This is a genomic window from Synechococcus sp. BIOS-U3-1, assembly GCF_014279975.1.
Classification (GTDB): domain Bacteria; phylum Cyanobacteriota; class Cyanobacteriia; order PCC-6307; family Cyanobiaceae; genus Synechococcus_C.
Genome location: NZ_CP047936.1, coordinates 1 through 19,009 on the forward strand (window position 1 = coordinate 1; position 19,009 = coordinate 19,009).

The 19,009-nt window shown below is 56.6% G+C and carries 15 protein-coding genes; 11 read left to right on the forward strand and 4 right to left on the reverse strand.

All coding sequences use genetic code 11. The features are described 5' to 3' along the window. Positions 1-173: 173 nt before the first annotated feature. From dnaN to purF, 4 genes are all read left to right on the forward strand, one after another. On the forward strand, positions 174-1,340 hold the full coding sequence (gene dnaN, locus SynBIOSU31_RS00005) for a DNA polymerase III subunit beta (RefSeq protein WP_186492723.1): 1,167 nt from the start codon (positions 174-176) through the stop codon (positions 1,338-1,340). A gap of 2 nt (positions 1,341-1,342) precedes the next feature. Further along, positions 1,343-2,113 carry an RNA methyltransferase gene (locus SynBIOSU31_RS00010; protein ID WP_186491178.1) on the forward strand — a complete coding sequence of 257 codons (771 nt, stop codon included), beginning with the start codon at positions 1,343-1,345 and terminating at the stop codon, positions 2,111-2,113. A gap of 51 nt (positions 2,114-2,164) precedes the next feature. Beyond that, complete coding sequence (purL, locus tag SynBIOSU31_RS00015) at positions 2,165-4,507, forward strand: phosphoribosylformylglycinamidine synthase subunit PurL (RefSeq protein WP_186492724.1); 2,343 nt, start codon at positions 2,165-2,167, stop codon at positions 4,505-4,507. A 136-nt stretch (positions 4,508-4,643) separates the two neighbouring features. Further along, entirely contained in the window at positions 4,644-6,101 is a 1,458-nt protein-coding gene (gene purF, locus SynBIOSU31_RS00020) for an amidophosphoribosyltransferase (protein ID WP_186491179.1), read from the forward strand. Positions 6,102-6,131: 30 nt separating this feature from the next. On the opposite strand, the gene SynBIOSU31_RS00025 is transcribed toward purF, so the two are convergent. The 3 genes from SynBIOSU31_RS00025 to queG are packed head-to-tail and all read right to left on the reverse strand — an operon-like array spanning position 6,132 to position 10,565. Next, positions 6,132-8,633 (reverse strand): DNA gyrase/topoisomerase IV subunit A, encoded by a 2,502-nt coding sequence (locus SynBIOSU31_RS00025; RefSeq protein ID WP_186491180.1) that lies wholly within the window; start codon positions 8,631-8,633, stop codon positions 6,132-6,134. A 55-nt stretch (positions 8,634-8,688) separates the two neighbouring features. Next, positions 8,689-9,543 carry a tetratricopeptide repeat protein gene (locus SynBIOSU31_RS00030; protein WP_370593723.1) on the reverse strand — a complete coding sequence of 285 codons (855 nt, stop codon included), beginning with the start codon at positions 9,541-9,543 and terminating at the stop codon, positions 8,689-8,691. Positions 9,544-9,602: 59 nt separating this feature from the next. After that, positions 9,603-10,565: a tRNA epoxyqueuosine(34) reductase QueG gene (queG, locus tag SynBIOSU31_RS00035; RefSeq protein ID WP_186491184.1), complete on the reverse strand. Its 963-nt coding sequence runs from the start codon at positions 10,563-10,565 to the stop codon at positions 9,603-9,605. Between the two features lie 41 nt (positions 10,566-10,606). On the opposite strand from queG, the gene SynBIOSU31_RS00040 reads away from it, so the two are divergent. From SynBIOSU31_RS00040 to SynBIOSU31_RS00070, 7 genes are all read left to right on the forward strand, one after another. Further along, a complete protein-coding gene (locus SynBIOSU31_RS00040) occupies positions 10,607-11,266 on the forward strand; it encodes an HpsJ family protein (RefSeq protein ID WP_186491186.1) in 660 nt (219 codons plus the stop codon). 49 nt (positions 11,267-11,315) lie between these two features. Further along, positions 11,316-12,053: a DUF502 domain-containing protein gene (locus SynBIOSU31_RS00045; RefSeq protein ID WP_186492725.1), complete on the forward strand. Its 738-nt coding sequence runs from the start codon at positions 11,316-11,318 to the stop codon at positions 12,051-12,053. 28 nt (positions 12,054-12,081) lie between these two features. Beyond that, positions 12,082-12,708 carry a transcription antitermination factor NusB gene (gene nusB, locus SynBIOSU31_RS00050; RefSeq protein WP_186491188.1) on the forward strand — a complete coding sequence of 209 codons (627 nt, stop codon included), beginning with the start codon at positions 12,082-12,084 and terminating at the stop codon, positions 12,706-12,708. 17 nt (positions 12,709-12,725) lie between these two features. Next, positions 12,726-14,345, forward strand: coding sequence for a signal recognition particle-docking protein FtsY (gene ftsY, locus SynBIOSU31_RS00055; RefSeq protein ID WP_186491190.1), 1,620 nt, complete (start codon positions 12,726-12,728; stop codon positions 14,343-14,345). A gap of 81 nt (positions 14,346-14,426) precedes the next feature. Further along, a complete protein-coding gene (locus tag SynBIOSU31_RS00060) occupies positions 14,427-15,836 on the forward strand; it encodes a PP2C family protein-serine/threonine phosphatase (RefSeq protein WP_186491191.1) in 1,410 nt (469 codons plus the stop codon). A 32-nt stretch (positions 15,837-15,868) separates the two neighbouring features. After that, positions 15,869-17,281, forward strand: coding sequence for an argininosuccinate lyase (gene argH, locus SynBIOSU31_RS00065; protein ID WP_186491192.1), 1,413 nt, complete (start codon positions 15,869-15,871; stop codon positions 17,279-17,281). Positions 17,282-17,400: 119 nt separating this feature from the next. Then, complete coding sequence (locus SynBIOSU31_RS00070; protein ID WP_186491193.1) at positions 17,401-17,970, forward strand: RNA recognition motif domain-containing protein; 570 nt, start codon at positions 17,401-17,403, stop codon at positions 17,968-17,970. A 24-nt stretch (positions 17,971-17,994) separates the two neighbouring features. Here SynBIOSU31_RS00070 and dusA read toward each other — a convergent pair whose 3' ends face one another. Then, on the reverse strand, positions 17,995-18,999 hold the full coding sequence (gene dusA / locus SynBIOSU31_RS00075) for a tRNA dihydrouridine(20/20a) synthase DusA (protein ID WP_186491194.1): 1,005 nt from the start codon (positions 18,997-18,999) through the stop codon (positions 17,995-17,997). Positions 19,000-19,009 lie beyond the last annotated feature (10 nt).

A 19,009-nucleotide genomic window follows, 5' to 3' on the forward strand; every position in this document is an offset into this window, starting at 1 on the left:
TGATGGTTTTCCACGGTTTCCACAGTCCCTACTACGGCTGTTTTAGTTGTTTCTTCTAAAAGACTTAAACAGCCAGTAAGCAGCAAGAACAGAACGTTCGTTTTGACCATTGCGCTTCGTGCGTCCCTGTGAAACCGTGGGTGACCTCAGGCCTTGCAGCGGACAACGTCGCCATGAAACTGGTTTGTTCCCAAACGGAACTCAACGCTGCGCTGCAACTGGTCAGCAGGGCAGTTGCAGCAAGACCGACCCATCCGGTGCTTGCCAACGTGTTGCTGACCGCGGATGCCGGTACTGATCGATTGAGCCTTACGGGTTTTGACCTCAACCTGGGCATTCAGACGTCTCTCGCAGCGACTGTTGAAACCAGTGGTGCGGTAACGCTGCCGGCGCGCCTTTTTGGTGAGATCGTTTCCCGCCTTTCCAGCGATTCACCCATCACCCTTGTCACAGACGAAGCCGGGGAACAGGTTGAACTCACCAGCCTGAGTGGTAGCTATCAGATGCGAGGCATGCCCGCGGATGATTATCCGGAGCTGCCTTTGGTCGAGAACGGCACAGCGCTCAAACTGGATCCAGCAGCTCTCGTGAAAGCACTGCGCAGCACCTTGTTTGCCAGCAGTTCTGACGAAGCCAAGCAGCTGCTCACCGGGGTGCATCTGCGTTTTGATCGGACCAGCCTTGAGGCTGCTTCCACGGATGGTCATCGTCTGGCGGTGCTCAGCGTCGATGATGCATTGCAGGATCCTCTTGCTCATTCTGATCAGGACGATTCGGAAGAGGCTGGTCTCGCTGTCACCCTGCCGGCCCGCTCCCTGCGTGAAGTTGAACGTCTGATGGCGGGATGGAAAGGAACAGACGCAGTGAGTCTGTTTTGCGAAAGCGGTCAAGTGGTGGTTCTAGCCGCTGATCAGATGGTGACCAGTCGCACGCTCGAGGGCACGTATCCCAATTACCGCCAGCTCATTCCTGAGTCGTTTAATCGCACGCTTGATCTTGATCGTCGGGCCTTTGTGGCTTCACTTGAACGCATCGCTGTCTTGGCAGATCAGCACAACAATGTTGTCCGCATCGGTAGTGATCCTGAAAAGGGTCTGGTTCAGATCAGTGCCGATGCTCAGGATGTTGGCAGCGGCTCCGAGTCGCTACCCGCTCAGATTGAAGGTGACCCCGTTCAGATCGCATTCAACGTGCGTTACGTGCTTGATGGTTTGAAAGCGATGGATTCGGAACGTGTTCGTCTGCAGTGCAATGCCCCGACAACCCCAGCCATCCTTTCACCGTCAGACGATGCATCGGGTCTCACCTATCTGGTGATGCCTGTTCAGATTCGTTCCTGACCTTGACGCTGCCTGATCCACTTCTGCTCAGTGATCTGCTGAGGCACCGTGTGCGTTGTGATCAAGGACTTGATCACGGCATGGGAGTGATGGCCTGGATGCATCCTCCGGTGCATCGCTTGTTGGGTTGGGTCAGTCGTCCTTCCGCTCTGCGTAACTCCCGTACGGTCTGGAGACTTGATCAGTGTCGTGGTTTCGATGATCAGCAGGTGTTTGTGAAGGGGGCTCCGTCAGAGATTGATCAGCTCACCCTTGAGCGGCTTCCCACCTTGCTTGATGCCGATTTGCTCGATGTCGCTGGGGAGCGCCTTGGCCAGGTTGCAGATCTCGCTTTTGTTCCCTCCACCGGCGAGATTCTTCATTACCTGGTGTCTCGCAGTGATCCACGTTTGCCAGGAAGCAGCCGCTGGCGGCTGACCCCTGATCGCATCGTTGATCAGCAGCCAGGCTTGGTTTCCACTGGCCTTCGTGATCTGGATGATCTTCCCGAGGCGCGCGCCAGTGTTCGTCAGGATTTCGTTCGGAGATCTCGTCACTGGAGGGAGCAGTTGCAACACCTCGGTGATCGAGCCGGCGAACGGCTTGAGGGGTGGCTGGAGGAACCTCCCTGGGATGAACAGCGGTCTCGCCGTGATCTAGAGGAGCCTGATGTTCGTCCCCAGGCCATGGATTCAGATCCTCTGGAGGATTGGCAAGACGACGATTGGATCGATCGCGAGCCTGCTATGCAGAATCGTCGGCCTTCCCAACGAGATGGAGATCCGTGGATCTGAGCGGTCACGGTCGGGCTGTCGGCAACACTGGGAGCAGATGACCTGTTGACTGTGGTCCAGTCTTCTTCTGTGGCTGAGACGTTTGATGTCGCGGCCGCCCTCCGCCAGGAAGGGCTCACGCAACAGGATTACGTCGAGATTCAACGTCGGCTTGGGCGAGACCCCAACCGGGCTGAACTCGGCATGTTTGGGGTGATGTGGTCAGAGCACTGCTGTTATCGCAACTCCAGACCCCTGCTTAGTGGTTTTCCAACAGAGGGGCCTCGCATTCTGGTGGGTCCCGGTGAGAACGCCGGTGTGGTGGATCTCGGAGGTGGTCATCGCCTCGCGTTCAAGATCGAGAGCCACAACCATCCTTCGGCAGTGGAACCTTTTCAAGGAGCTGCAACAGGTGTTGGTGGAATCCTTCGGGACATTTTCACCATGGGTGCTCGTCCGATTGCTCTGCTGAATGCCTTGCGTTTCGGTCCCCTGGAAGATCCAGCCAATGTTGGATTGATGCAGGGCGTGGTGGCTGGCATTGCCCATTACGGCAATTGCGTGGGTGTCCCCACCGTGGGCGGTGAAGTGGCATTTGATCCTTCCTACAGCGGAAATCCTCTGGTCAATGCGATGGCCCTCGGTCTGATGGAGACCGATGACATTGTGAAATCCGGTGCTTCGGGCGTTGGTAATCCCGTGATTTACGTGGGCAGCACCACGGGTCGTGATGGCATGGGTGGAGCCAGTTTTGCGAGCGCTGAGCTCAGCTCCGCTTCTCTGGATGATCGTCCTGCTGTGCAGGTCGGAGATCCTTTTTTAGAAAAAGGGTTGATAGAAGCCTGTCTGGAGGCGTTTCAGAGCGGTGATGTGGTCGCTGCTCAAGACATGGGCGCTGCCGGTCTCACTTGCAGCTGTTCGGAGATGGCAGCCAAGGGAGATCTGGGAATTGAGCTTGATCTCGACAAGGTGCCTGCTCGAGAGCTGGGTATGACCGCTTACGAATACCTGTTATCTGAATCACAGGAGCGCATGCTTTTCGTGGTGCGCGCTGGCCGCGAAGAGCCTCTGATGGAGCGTTTCCGGCGCTGGGGTTTGCAGGCGGCTGTAGTGGGTCGAGTCTTGGCTGAACCTGTGGTTCGGGTGCTTCAGGCAGGCCTTGTGGCTGCAGAGGTCCCTTCAAGGGCTTTGGCGGAAGACACGCCGATCAATCACCACGATTTGCTCAGTGAGCCTCCTGCTGAGATTCAGGAGCTGTGGCGGTGGTCGGAGGCGGATCTCTCTTTGCCGAGCCAGGGCCATGACTGGAGTCAGAGTCTTCTGCGCTTGTTGGATGATCCAACGATTGCGAGCAAACGCTGGGTGCATCGCCAGTACGACCAGCAGGTATTGGCAAACACCGTGGTGTCTTCCGGATCCGCAGATGCAGCGGTGATCCGACTTCGGCCTCAGCAGGGTGAAGGATCACTGGATGCCTCCACCAAGGGAGTGGCAGCCACGGTGGATTGTCCCAACCGTTGGGTTGCACTGGATCCTGAACGAGGTGCCCAGGCAGCTGTTGCCGAAGCCGCACGCAATCTGAGCTGCGTTGGCGCTGAACCCCTTGCCGTGACCGACAATCTCAATTTCCCTTCTCCTGAAACCCCCAAGGGTTACTGGCAGCTTGCGAAGGCATGCAGTGGTATTTCGGATGCGTGTAGAGCTCTCAACACCCCCGTGACCGGTGGCAATGTCTCGCTCTACAACGAGATCAAAGCTGATGACGGCAGCCTGCAGCCGATCCATCCCACGCCTGTGATCGGCATGGTTGGTGTTGTCAATGACATCGCGACTGTGATTGGCCTGGGATGGCGACAGGCTCAGGATTCCATCTACCTGATTGGTGTCGGCCCTGATGACGCCAAGGCACTGTCCCTAAGCCTGGCCGGTAGTGCTTATCAACAGCTGACGACAGGGACTCTTGCTGGTCGACCGCCTCTTCCGGATCTTCCGATGGAAGCCAAGGTTGGGTGCCTTGTGCGTGAGGCCATCACTCGCGCTCTGCTGGGCTCAGCCCATGACTGCAGTGATGGCGGTCTCTGCGTGGCTTTGGCGGAATCTTCGATTGCTTCGGGTTTGGGAATCGAGATCGACCTCAGTGTTCAGGGTGTGCGTTTGGATCGCGTTCTCTTTGCTGAAGGTGGGAGTCGGATCGTGGTTTCAGTGAAGGCAGATCGAGTTCGGCAATGGGAAGCGCTATTAGCTGAGCAGGACGATCTGCCAATCATTCGGATTGGTGTTGTGACCGAAAACCCTTACTTAGAGGTTCGTGTTGATCAGAACCCTTGCCTGAATCTGGAAATTGAGCAATGTCGTCATGCTTACAACAGTTCACTACCGCGAAGAATTGATGGTGTCGGGAAGGTTGGTCAATGATCACGTGTCGTTTTGCTAATGTTGAAATGATTTTGTTTTGCGCCTTGTTTATCTTTCGCGATGAACGGATTAATGATTTATCTGTGAAATCATCAATCATATCTGATTCATTTTTTAACTTTAGCGGCTCGTAATTATGTGTGGAATTATTGGAGTCTTTTCTGTTGATTCTGTTAATCAACAGATCTATGACAATCTTTTGCTGCTACAGCATCGCGGACAGGATTCTGCAGGAATCGTCACGATGGACAATTATACATTTCACATCCATAAACAACGTGGGAGGGTTCGTGAGGCATTCCGAACGCGTGATATGCGCAAACTTCACGGAAATGTTGGCATTGGTCATGTTCGCTATGCCACTAGTGGGGCCGCTGCAGCTGAAGATGAAGTCCAGCCTTTTTATGTTAACGCTCCTTATGGAATAACCTTTGTTCATAATGGGAACCTGACCAATACTAGTCAGCTCGAACAGGATCTTTTCAAGATTGATCGACGCCATACCAACTCTTCTAGTGACACGGAGATGTTGGTTAATGTTCTTGCGACTGAGATCCAATCCCACCTCACCGGTCCTGACCTTTCTCCCGATCAATTGTTTGATGCTGTGGCCTCCCTGCATTGCAGGGTTAAGGGTTCATACGCAGCGATTGCTCTGATTTCGGGCCGAGGCCTTCTTGCTTTCCGTGATCCCTTCGGCATTCGGCCGTTGATTCTTGGCCGCAGGACTGCAAAAAATGGAAAGGATGAATGGATTGTTGCGAGTGAATCGCTAGTGATTGAAAATAGTGGCTATGAAATTGTTCGGGATGTTGAACCTGGAGAAGCGATCTTTATCGACTTTGATTTCAATCTTCATCAACGTCAGTGTGCGCGGTCTTCTCAGCTTGTTCCCTGCGCTTTTGAATACGTTTATTTGGCGAGGCCAGATTCTGTTATGAACGGAATCTCTGTTTACGAAACAAGGCTTCGTATGGGTGATCTACTTGCAAAAACAATTATTGACTCATTACCAGCAGGTGATATTGATGTTGTGATGCCAATACCAGATTCAGCTAGACCTTCTGCGATGCAAGTGGCGAAACAACTTGGGATTGAATATCGAGAAGGATTTTATAAGAACCGTTATGTCGGTCGAACTTTCATCATGCCTGGTCAGGCTGAAAGGAAAAAATCAGTGCGCCAAAAACTTAATGCATTAGGCACTGAATTTACTGGCAAAAATGTTCTGATCGTTGATGACTCAATTGTTCGTGGTACGACCTCCAAGGAAATTGTGCAGATGGCGCGTGACGCTGGTGCGAATCAGGTCACATTCACATCGGCTGCACCTCCTGTGCGCTTCCCCAATGTGTATGGGATCAACATGCCCACTAGGGGAGAGCTCTTAGCTCATGGACGGTCGATCGATCAAATCGCAGATGTGCTTGCTGCGGATCATGTTGTTTATCAGAGCGTAGAAAATCTTAAGAAAAGCATCGTTCAAGGAACTGATATTGAGGATCTTGAAATGTCCTGTTTTGATGGTCAATATGTAACTGGAGATATTGATGAAAACTACTTCAAGTGGTTGGAGGGTAATTGTAGCTCTTGAAATAAAGCTCTTGCTTCAGTTTGAATAAATTCAGTTCAGAAGAGGAACAAGTTGAACCAGTGTTTCTTCTGCTTTGAATATGAGCTGTGTGGGTTGATTGCTATCCAAGCTGATTGTTGTGTTGTGGATGCGGGCATGGCGTCCCTTGTTGGTCACCACACCCACCAGATCTGCGCTTTCACAGACTGAGACAAGGTGATCGCTTTGCTTGGCATCGCCGTTCAGGTTTACAGCGATCTCTCCAAGATCTCCACGTTTGCATCGGCGTAGTTCACTGAGGGAAAGGCGAATGAGACCACCGTTGTTGGTTCCGATCAGCACTTCTCCACTGTTGATTGATTTAGAGCAGGTGCTATCGGCGGGTTGGCTGACTGCTCCCACTAGGTTTTCTCCGGGCAGCATGCGCATGGTCATTGGCCCCTGAGCCAATTTGCCCATCAAGGGCAGGCATTGCTCTTCAACTGGCAGGCAAAGAATGCGACCGATGTCACTCACAAGAGCGACCGTTCCACCTTCTTCGCAAATCACTGCTGAAAGCAGTGAGACGCCTTCCTTCAGCTTCAAGATGGTGGCGGCGCGACCCGAAAGCTCCTGAATCTCATCCAATGGAAGTCGTTTGAGGCGTCCGTCCGTGGTCAGCAGACCGAGAGACATGCGGCTGTTGCTGTTTTTGTCATCGACAGCGGGAAGTCGAAGCAGGGTGATGACCTTTTCGCCTTCTAATGCGGTCGGCAGGAAGCGCTCCAACCCGCCAGGTTGCTGGCCAGCAAACTCCCAACGCACCAGTGCGATGCGACCACTGGCGGTGAGTGCCAGCAGTCGTGGTGCAGGGTTGATCGGCAGGATTAGTCGCGCAGGAGAGGGTTCGTCACCCAGACCGACTGCTTCATTCAGATGTAATCGGCCGAGCAGCTGGGGGCTCACCACCTTCACCTGACCGTCGGTTTGGATCAGGATCCGCGATTCAGGTGGTAGAGCATCGAGCGCCTGACGGCGTTGCAGTTCTGCATTGGGTCGCTGGCTTGCAGCTCGTTCTGCCAGCAGGTGATCGCCTCCTTCCACCAGTCGAGTGCGGCGTGGGGTGGCAAAACGTTTTTTCAGTTGGCGGAGTTCCTGAACCAGGGCATCTAGCAGCTGTTCGCGATTGTCCAGCAACAGCCTCAGTCTTTGCCGTTCAGCTCGCAGTTCATCAGCTTCCTGGCGCAGGCTCTGCTGCTCTAGGCCAGTGAGCCGCCGCAATGGCATGGCCAGAACCGCATCAGCCTGCCGCTCGCTCAGATCCAGCTGCACCATCAGGCTCGCTCGGGCTGTTGATGCGTCGCGCGCCTCTTGAATCATGGCGATGACTTTCTGCAGGGAAGCCAGGGCCGTGATCAGACCTTCCACCACCTCGAGCCGGTCTTCCGTTTTGCGCAGGGCATGGCTGGTCCGGCGAATCAGGGTTAGCTCCCGATACTCCAGGAAGGTCTGCAACATTCGACGCAGCGACAGTTGCCGAGGTTGACCGTCAACCAGGGCCAGAAGGATGGCTCCGAAATTGCTCTGCAGAGACGTTCTTCGCTGTAAGTCCTTCAGAACGGTTTCTGTATCGGCGTCTCGCCTCAGTTCCACCACAATCCGCATCCCTTCGCGGTCGCTTTCATCGCGAATGTCGGCAATGCCACCGATCTTTCCGTCGTTGACTTGTTCAGCAAGCTTTTCGATCCAGCCAGCCTTGCTCAATTGATAAGGCAGCTCAGTGACAATCACCGCATTGCGCTTGTGTTTGCCCTTTCCAGGCTGTACCTCTTCGATATGGGTGACGCCCAGCATCGGAATGCTGCCGCGACCGCGGAGATAGGTGTCACGAATTCCGCTGCCCAGCAGCACTTCACCGCCTGTAGGGAAATCTGGCCCTGGGATCAGAGCTAGTAACTTCTCATCGCTTAGATCAGGTTTTCTCACCAGCGCCACCAAGCCATCCACCACTTCACCGAGGTTGTGGGGGGGGATGCTGGTGGCCATGCCGACCGCAATGCCGGCGCAGCCGTTCAGAAGCAGAAACGGCAGCTGTGCTGGCAGAACCGTCGGTTCCTGCTGGGATCCATCGAAGTTGGCAGCGAAATCGACTGTGTCGTCGCCGATCTCATCCAGCAGTGCCTCATGGGCGATCGGTGCCAGCCGCGTTTCGGTGTAACGCATTGCAGCAGGTGGGTCATCGTCCACGGAACCGAAGTTGCCGTGGCCGTCCAGCAGCGGGTGGCGGCTTGAAAAGGTCTGGACTTGCCGAACAAGGGCGTCGTAAACCGCCTGATCGCCGTGAGGGTGGTACTTACCGAGAACGTCTCCAACAACGCGGGCGCATTTGCGATAGGGGCGATCAGGGGTCAGCCCAAGTTCGTGCATCGCGTAGAGGATGCGTCTCTGAACCGGTTTGAGACCGTCGCGGACATCAGGCAAAGCCCGACCCACGATCACGCTCATCGCGTACTCGAGATAGGAGCGCTGCATCTCGTGATGCAGGGCGATCGGTTGAACGCGCTCCTCGGCCATCCGCTCCGGAATCTAGAAAGCAGAAGGCGTTAAGCCTACAGATCTTCCTCCTGAATCACTCAGCTGATTTGGGATCGGCATTGGCTTCAGCACGTTCGACGGTTCCTCTGAGGCTGGGTGTCGTCAGCAGAACGTCAGTCGCCTGGCGAAGTTTCGAGCCCCAGAGTTGATTCTGCTGATGGCCTGGAAGCACATAATTAGGATCTTCAGCGAGCGCTTTGCTAGCCAGTTCAATCGATTCAGCGTCGCCCGGAGTCTGTTGATTGAGTGCAGCGGCCAGAGCCAGCATCGGTTCAGGATTGCGTTTGATCGCCAGCACCGAGCGCCAGCGTTTGATGGCTTCGGCTATGTCGCCCATCTCGAACAGCACAAGAGCCTGGTTATTCAGAGCTTCCCAGAAGCTGGGTTTGATCGTTGTGGCCCGTTCAAAAGCCTTCAAAGCTTTCTTCAGGTCCGACTGCATGACGCGGGCATTGCCGAGATCAAAGTAGGCACCGGCATTTTTAGGGTCCAGTCGCAGGCCCTCATTGAGCAGGGAGATGGCGTCATCTGGACGCTCGTCCCGCAGTGCAATGGACGCTTCTGCAAACCAGAGTCCGGCTTTCCCCGGTTTCAGTGCTTTGGCCTTGGCCAATGATTCAGCGGCCTCTTTGAGCTGATCACTGCGCAACTGGGCTTCGGCCAGAACGGACCACAGTCGTTCGTCATTGGGCTGGAGTCTGACGGCCAGTGCAGCGAGGCTTGCGGCTTCCTCAGGTTGACCCAGGCGCAGCAACTGTGCAGCTGTACGGCCGATGCCGACGCCGGCACCTTCCAGTTCCTGGGCACTGGGTGTATACACATAGGGAGTGAGAGCCCTGACCGGTGCAGCACTGAGAGCACCGATGGTTCCGGTCAGCATCGTGATCATCAGAGCCTGATGCCAGCTCCGTCCTCTACGAGCTTGAACTCCCATCTCTGAACCAAGAATCAGTCCACACTAGGGGGGTTATCAGGTCTCGCTGCAGCGGCATTGCGTCTCCACATCCATGGTTTGATGCGGCGTAGAGCTGATCCCCGCAGCCGCTCATCCCAATCCTGATCCGTCCAGGTCTGGACCTGCTCGGCCTTGAGGTCCAATAGCCAGGATCTTGGTTGCACATCAGGATCATCGCTGGATGGAATCACGCCCTGGTTGAAAGGGCAGACGTCCTGGCAGATGTCACATCCGGCGACCCAGGGGCCCATGGCTTCGGCGATGGCTGCGGGCAGTTCCGGATTGCGGTTTTCCAGGGTGTGAAAAGCGATGCAGCGCCGCGCATCCACTACAAAAGGTTCCGTGATCGCACTGGTTGGGCAGGCGTCGATACAGGCGCGGCATTGCCCGCATCGTGCTTTGGCTGGTTGATCGGCCTGGAGTTGTTCCGTGGTGATGAGATGACCGATCACCATCCATGAGCCCCTTCTGGCGTGGATCACGTTGCTGTGTTTGCCGATCCAGCCAAGCCCTGCCTCTTCCGCCCAGGCTTTGTCGAGAAGTGGTTCAGCATCCACGCAGACGCGCCAGCGACACTGAGGTCGGATTGTTTCCAGCCAGCGGCCGACCCGTCGAAGGCGCTGATTCACGACCCTGTGGTAATCCCTTCCCCAGGCGTAGCGGGCGACCGCCAGACGGTCTGGAGGCCGCTCTGCAGCGACGTGATAATTCAAGCCCACCGCCAGGATGCTTTGAGCTCCTTCCAGCAGGCTTGCTGCTGAAAGGCGACGTGGTGCCGCCATCCATTTCATGTCTGCTTGGTGGCCCGCCTCCAACCAGCGCTGCAATGCAGCAGTCCGCAGTTGTAATCGTTGGCTGCCTGGCAACAAGGCGATGCCAACTGGGTCGAATCCCTCTTCCTTGGCCCGTTGCTTGAGGGCCAGGCTCAGCTCTGCAACGTTGGCTGGAACATTCAAAAATCCGACCTTAAAGTTGGACACCCTTTTGGCATCGTGCCGTGTCAGCTCCCTCCCAAGACTCTTCTTTGCGTGCCGCGCCCTTATTGCGCTGGTTGGGAATCACGTTGGTGCTTCTGCTCGCTTTGCAGATCGGAGTGGTGCTCAGTGCTGCGGATTGGAGCAATGGGGTATTTCAGCAACTCTTGATCGAACGCCTCGTAAGCCAGGCGCCGATGGGTTTCGTCGGTTTGCTGTTGATGCTGATTGGGTCTCGCCTGGATCACCCGCAGCAGCTCCGTACACCGATCCGCTGGGTCGTCTGCATTGTTTCCGCAGTTCTGGCTGTGCTCATGATTGCGGTGATTATCCCCGGAATTTCAGGGAATCAATCCTTGATGGGGGAGGCCGATCAGGCCCTTGAGCAAAGCCGCAATCAGCTGGCGATGGCCGAAAGGGAATCGGCTAAACCGGGAACTGCAAAAGTTTTCGGAGAGCAATTAGCTCAGGCTGGTCGGCTTCCTGCTGATGCCACCGAAGAGGACAAGATCCAGGCAGCTCAGGAGTATTTCGAGAACCAGTTGACCCAGATGCGCGAGCAGATCCAGCAGGCTGAACGCCAACGTGAACTGACGATCAATCAGCGTTTCTTCGGTGGCACCATCAGTGCTGCCGTCCTGGCTGTGGCACTGGTTTTGCTCGCTCTCGGCGCTGTCCTCTAGTCGCTGGTTAAGTTGGTGGGACTCGTTGGCTCCTGGCCCCCGGCGTTCCTTGGTTCAGTCCAATTCAAGACCTGACCTGTCGCTTAGCGCCAGGCTTCAGAATGATCTCAAGAACGATCTAATTGCGGGTCTTCTGGTGGTCATTCCGCTTGCCACCACCATCTGGCTTTCCACGGTTGTCAGCAAATTTGTGCTGGCGTTCGTTACATCGATTCCGAAACAGTTCAATCCATTCATCAACCTCAATCCCCTGCTTCAGGATTTGATCAATCTGGCGCTCGGGCTGACGGTTCCCTTAATGGGAATTCTCTTGATCGGTTTGATGGCGCGAAACATCGTTGGTCGATGGCTGTTGGAATTCGGTGAGGGAACTCTGCAGCGCATTCCTCTAGCCGGTTCTGTTTACAAAACGCTCAAACAGCTGCTGGAAACGTTTCTTCGCGATAACTCCCGCCGTTTTCGACGCGTTGTGCTGGTGGAGTACCCGCGCGAGGGTCTTTACAGCGTCGGTTTTGTGACCGGCCAAGTTGGGCCGTCTCTTCAGTCAGATCTCGGTCAGAACCTTTTGAGTGTGTTTATCCCTACGGCACCCAACCCCACCACAGGTTGGTACACCCTTGTTCCAGAGGGCTCCGTTAAAGAACTCGATATTTCTGTTGAGGATGCGTTCCGAACCATCATCTCCGCCGGCATTGTGAATCCGGACGAACGCGAAGCTCCGGTAAATCGCAGTTTTTCCAGTCTGATCGCTCAGCTCAGAGCATCTGTGGCACCCTCATCGTCATGAGTCGTTCGCTCGATACATCCCGCCGCTTATGCAAACCCGAACTCTCTCCCGTGAGCTTGCACTGTTTGTGCTCGGTCAGTGCGCTGAACGAGAGCGTTCCTCAGCGGCCCAGGACAATCTTGAGACACTGCTTCAGAAAGCGCTCGATAGCCTGATGCAGCACTGGCGCGAGGTCCTTGACCATTGCGCTGGTGATCTGGACAAGGCTCAGCAGTCTCTGCTCGATAGCGAGTTGCAGGACGGTAATGCCTCCACCGATATGGCCTCTGTTCGGACCCATCTGCGGGACACGCTCACTGGGGCTGAACAGGTGCTCAATGGTCTCTCGGCCAGTCTCGAATTGCCTCGTCTTCTGGCGCTTGCTGATCAGGAACAGGTTCGTCAGGAAGCCATGCGTCGAATCCAGTTGGTTCTGAAGTCTCGTCAGGACATCGACGCTCAACTGGATGGCGTTATGGAAGGTTGGAGACTCAGCCGGCTGCCTCGCATTGATCGCGACATCCTGCGCTTGGCAGTGGTCGATCTGCGTTCCATGAACACCCCAGCTTCCGTGGCCTGCAGTGAAGCTGTTGAGTTGGCTAACCGCTACAGCGATGAACAGGGTCGTCGCATGATCAATGGAGTTCTGCGGCGTCTTCAGAACGCCACCTCTTAGGCGCTGCTTTTATTCGAATGGTTTACGACTGGTTCAATCGAAGCCCGGAGTCTCCCCAGCCTTCCGAGCCGTCACCGAAGCCTGAGCAGGCTGTTGATCCTGCAATCGCCCCGGACAGCTCCGGGGAGATCGCATCGATCGAAGAATCCGTGCAGGAGTCATCGGAGCAGTCCGCCGAGGCTTCCGCTGAGGATGACCCGCTCGAGTGGGCACGGCAGGCCTATGCGCGACTGAAAGCGCAAAAGGAGCTTGACAAGACCACGCAGTCAGCAGCGCCGGAATCGTCGATTAGTGCTGAGCCGGTTGCAGTGGCTTCCGAGCCACCTGCGCCCGAATCTGCGGTTCCAGCTCCGCAACCCGACTCACAACAGACCTCTGCATCCCAACAGCCTTCTGCATCCCAACAGCCTTCTGCATCTCAACAGCCTTCTGCATCTCAACAGCCTTCTGCATCTCAACAGCCTTCTGCACCTGGACTGTCCCTGCTGGAGCAGGCTGCGGCGCAGCGCCAGGAACGACAGCAGCAGCTGGAGCAGGTTTCACCCCCTGTTGCTGCTGAGTCAGTAACGGCGACGCCAGTCCGGCCTCAGGAGACGGCTGATCAGTCTGACGAGCCAAGTCTTGGCGAGTTCGATGAAACCTTCACCTGGTCAGCAGAGGTCCTTGCCGCCCAGGGTCTTCGGGCTGATCAGATCACCCTTGAAGAGATCGATTGGCTCGGCCGTCTGCGTCAGGGGCTTGAAAAGACCCGTCAAGGCTTTGTCACAGGTCTGCTGGAAAACCTCGGCGATGACCCACTGACCCCGGAGGTGCTTGACGACCTCGAGTCGCTGCTTCTGAGGGCAGATGCAGGAGTTCAGGCCACAGACCAAGTGCTCGATGCTTTGCGAACGCGCATGAATGAACAGGTTGTGGATCCCACCGAGGGCATCCGCTTCCTCAAGGAACAGTTGCGTGATCTGCTCGACAAGCCCACGCGTGACAGCGGTGTGAAGTTGCTTGCTCCTCAGCGTGATCAGCTCAATGTCTGGCTGATGGTCGGTGTGAACGGCGTCGGCAAGACCACAACCCTTGGCAAACTCGCGAATCTCGCGGTTCGAAGTGGTTATTCGGCGCTGATCGCCGCAGCCGACACCTTCAGGGCCGCGGCCGTTCAGCAGGTGCAGGTCTGGGGAGACCGCAGTGATGTGGCGGTGATTTCGAACCCTTCATCGAATGCTGACCCAGCGGCAGTGGTCTTCGATGCCATCGGAGCAGCCCGAGCCAAGGGCACTGATCTTGTGTTGGTTGACACGGCCGGTCGCCTTCAGACGAAGCACAACTTGATGGAGGAATTGGAGAAGATTCGTCGCGTCGTGGATCGTCTGGCTCCTGAAGCTCATGTGGAATCCCTGCTCGTTCTCGATGCCAGTCAGGGTCAGAATGGCCTCAAGCAGGCGATGGCCTTTGCCAAAACTGTTGGACTCACCGGTGTGGTGATCACCAAGCTCGATGGAACGGCCCGAGGTGGAGTGGCTCTGGCTGTGGCCTCCGAGGCCGGGCTGCCGATCCGCTTTATCGGTGCCGGTGAGGGAATCCGGGATCTGCGGCCGTTCAACAGTTTCGAGTTTGTTGAAGCACTGCTGGCTGGTCGCTGAAGGTTGTCCTCAAGGCGGATCTGAAGCAATCAGCTTTCTCCGTTCAGAGTTGCTACCTTGCGGTTCCTGCCAGGGGCTGCCGTGAGCAGCAATTCATCACGGCGCCATCCGGCCTCTTCGCTTCGCTCAGGGCCTTCGTCCCTGACGGCGACAACGTCGCTGCGACAGTTGCTCGACAGTCTTTCCAAGGAACAGCGTGCCAATCAGGAGCTGCTGGTTTCGATCGGTTTTGCGCTGCGCAGTTTCACCAACCTCAATCGTTTCCTTGAGCTTGTGCCGGTTGTGGCTTCTCGTCTGGTGGGAGTCGATGGGGCACTGCTCATCCCTTTTCAGGCTGACGGACGTCTGTGGACAGATCAGTTGCAGCTGCTGTCGGTTTTGCGTTCGGAGACGTTGTTGCAGGCGGTGATCAACCATGAGCCTGGACGTTCGGCCGGCTTTGGTTCTGATGATGCCCTCGTGCTTGGCCTGGATCGACTGGTGCAAAGTCACCTCGGATCGGCCGGCGTGTTCGCAACCTCTCTGGTGGCCAGAGGTCGTCAGCGCGGACGCCTCTATGTGTTCAACACGACCGGCCCGCTGGTCTGGAGCGATGCCCATCGCCGAAATGTGCAGCTGGTGGCTGATCTCACCGGTGTTGCGATCGAAAACGATCAGATGCTCCAAGAGGCCCGGCTGCATGAGCGCATGGATCGCCAGCTCAGCATCGGTGCCGAGATTCAGGCCCAGTTGCTGCCGGATCATTGTCCGGTGATTGAGGGTGTCGAACTGGCGGCTCGTTGCCGTCCGGCTTTTCAGGTGGGTGGTGACTACTACGACTTCATCCCCACACGTCCAGAGTTGATTGGTCGTCGGCGAGAGCGTGGTCGCTGGTCGCTGGTGATGGGCGATGTGATGGGTAAGGGCGTTCCAGCCGGTCTGCTGATGACCATGCTGCGTGGCATGTTGCGTGCGGAAGTGCTGAGCGGATTACCGCCTGACCGCATCCTTCATGACCTCAACCAGCTCGCGCTTGAGGATCTGTCCCAGTCGCATCGCTTTGTGACGCTGTTTTATTCGGATTTTGATCCGAGAACGCGTCGACTTCGCTTTGCTAATGCTGCGCATAATCCGCCTTTGATCTGGCGGGCTCAGCAACGCTGCATCAGTCGTTTGGATGCACCGGGTTTGTTGATCGGTCTGCAGCCCGAGGCGGAATATGGAAGTGGTTCCACGGTTCTCGAACCCGGCGACGTGCTGCTGTACTACACCGATGGCGTCACCGAGGCACCGGGGTTGACCGGTGATCGCTTCGATGAGGCGCGCCTGATTCGCAACCTCGAGACCGCCTGTCGTTCGGGTACCGGTTCGCAGGGAATTCTTGATCAGTTGTTCAGTCGTCTTGATCGCTTTGTGGGGGCGGATCGACAGCTCGAAGATGATGCCTCGATGGTGGTTCTCAAGGTTCGGGAGGAGGTGATGTTGCCATCGGTTCCAAGGTCTCCGGCCTGACAAGCTGAATGAATCTGTGTTGAGGGCGGACCATGGCAGGTGGAGTGACGGGCGGAGGCTCCTCCACCTGGAGTGACCGGTTCGAACAGGGACTGCATCCGGCGATTGAACGGTTCAATGCCTCGATCGGCTTCGACATCCATCTCCTTCAGGAGGATCTGGATGGTTCAGTCGCCCATGCCCGCATGTTGGCCGAGTGCGGCGTAATTGCCTCGGTGGAGGCTGATCAGCTCTGCAGCGGTCTGGAACAGATCCGCGCAGAAGCGGCTGCCGGCAGCTTCAATCCCGGCCTTGACGATGAGGATGTGCACTTCGCTGTCGAGCGCAGGTTGATTGCCCTGCTGGGGCCGGTGGGAAAAAAGTTGCACACCGGACGCAGTCGCAATGATCAGGTGGGCACCGATCTGCGTCTGTGGCTTCGTCGTCGAATTGATGAGCTTGACCCGCAGGTGCGGATGTTTCAGACCGCTCTGCTGCGTCAGGCGCTTGATCACCGCAACACGCTGATTCCCGGTTACACCCACTTACAGAGGGCGCAGCCCGTTTGTTTGGCACACCACCTGCTCGCTTATGTAGAGATGCTCGAGCGGGATCGTCAGCGGTTTCAGGATGTGCGTAAGCGCGTCAACTGCTCACCGCTGGGTGCCGCAGCACTGGCTGGAACGCCCGTGCCGATTGATCGGCGCAGCACCGCTGCAGCCCTGGGATTCGAAGATATTTATGCCAACAGCCTTGATGCTGTGAGTGATCGCGATTTCGCTGTGGAGTTTTCAGCTGCTGCATCGTTGTTGATGGTGCACCTCAGCCGTCTTGCTGAGGAGGTGATCTTCTGGGCTTCAGAGGAATGTGGATTTGTGCGCCTGAGTGATCGTTGCGCCACTGGCAGCAGCTTGATGCCGCAAAAGAAGAATCCTGATGTTCCTGAACTGGTCCGTGGCAAATGCGGTCGGGTCTTCGGTCATCTGCAGGGGCTGCTCACCATGATCAAGGGGCTGCCGCTGGCGTACAACAAGGATTTTCAGGAAGACAAGGAAGCGCTGTTTGATGTGGTGAACACCAGTGTCCAGTGCATCGAGGCGATGACGATTCTGATCGAGGAAGGGCTGAGCTTTCGTCCTGATCGTCTGGAAGCTGCTGTCGGTTCAGATTTCTCCAATGCCACCGATGTGGCCGACTATCTGGTGGCCCGACAGGTCCCTTTCCGCGAGGCATATCAGATTGTTGGTTCTGTGGTGAAGCAGTGTCTGAGCGATGGACTATTGCTGCGTGATCTGAGCCTTGAACGTTGGCAGCAGTTTCATCCCTCGATTGACGCCGACCTGTTTGATGCTCTCGCGCCCCGACAGGTTGTTGCCGCTCGCATTAGCGAGGGCGGTACTGGGTTTGAGCGGGTCGAGGAGCAGTTGGCGCTCTGGAGCGACCGGCTCGAATTAACGAATCACTGATCATTTCGCGAGACCGGGTCTACGCTGAATGAGCCAGAGGTTATTGATCCTTTCTTGGATCCTGAACCGATGGCTTGTCTGATCCGATTGGGTCCTTTCTCTTCAGGTCCAGCAGTCAAGTGAGCATTTTTGTCGGCAATCTGCCCTTCCGCGCTGAGCAGGAAGACGTGATCGAACTGTTTGCCGCTCATGGAGAGGTCACGAACTGTGCCCTTCCTCTTGAGCGTGACACCGGTCGCAAGCGTGGTTTCGCCTTCGTGGAGATGGTCGATGAAGCGGCGGAGGCCGCGGCGATCGAAGCTCTCCAGGGAGCTGAGCTAATGGGTCGTCCCCTGCGCATCAACAAGGCTGAGCCCCGCGGCAGTGCACCTCGCCGTGGTGGTGGTGGTGGCAACTACGGCGGCGGTGGTGGCGATCGTCGCTCCGGTGCCCGTGGCTGGGAAGATCGCAGCTATGGAGGGGGTTCCTCAGCCGGCGGTTCTTCAGGCGGCGGTTACAGCGGTGGTGGAGCTGCTGCTGGCGGTGGCGACCAGTCAGGTTCTCCTTACGGTGGCGGTATTGAAGACGGTCGCCGCAGTCGTCGTCGTGGTGGTGCTTCCCAGACCGATGGTGGTGGCAGCGGCTACGGCGGTGGCGGCGGTGATGGCGGTGGAGATGACTACGGCGGTTATGGCGGAGCCGAAGGCTGAGCACTGAGTTGTTCAGTTCGCCTTTTAAAGCCCGGCATCTTTGAGTTGCTGGGCCGACCCTTCCAGAACGTTGAGGTCTGCCCCTTTGAGCTGGGCTTGATGACCTAGATCTCGCCGCCAGTGGCGGGCACCTGGCACTCCTTCCACCAGTTGTACAAGGTGGCGGCAGAGATCCCACAAACGTCCACCCCGTTTCAGGTGGCGTTCGGCATGGGGCATCAGGCCTGTGATCACGTCCGAAGCTTTCACAATCCTTGGAGCTTCGCCATAGATCAGAGCATCCATCGGTGCCCAGCGCAGAGGATGTGCGTAGGCAGCCCGGCCAACCATCGCGCCATCGCAGTGAATCAGTGCGGATAGGCATTGCTCCGGGGTGTCGAGTCCTCCGTTCAGCTCGATCATGAGTTCAGGCCTTCGTTGTTTGAGCGCGATTACCCGCTCGTGCTGCAACGGAGGGATCGTTCGATTCTGTTTGGGATCGAGGCCATCCAGCCAGGCTTTGCGTGCATGCACGCTGAAGCGGGTGGCGCCAGCCGCCGCAACCTGATCTACAAAAGCAGTCAGCAGGGTGTCGCTATCGAGATCATCAATTCCAACCCTGTGTTTCACCGTCACCGGCAGCGCACTGGCGGCCACCATCGCTTCCACGCAGCGGGCGACGCGTTCGGGTTCTGCCATCAGGCAGGCTCCAAAATTGCCGGCCTGAACTCGAGGACTTGGGCAGCCCACATTGAGGTTGATTTCGTCATAGCCCCAGTCCGCTGCCATACGCGAGGCCTCTGCGAGCAGTTGTGGCTGATCACCGCCCACTTGCAGTGCGATCGGATGCTCTTCCACATCGAAGTCGAGTAGGCGTTCTCTTCGCTTGGTGTAGTGAAGCGCCTGGGCTACCACCATTTCGCTATACAGCAGTGCATGACAGCTGATCTGGCGCATTAGCTGGCGGAAATGCCGGTCTGTGCAGTCCAGCATTGGAGCGATGCTGAAGCGCCAGCAAGGTTCCCGATCGGTTTTGGTGAGGGAATCCATCCCTCCATGC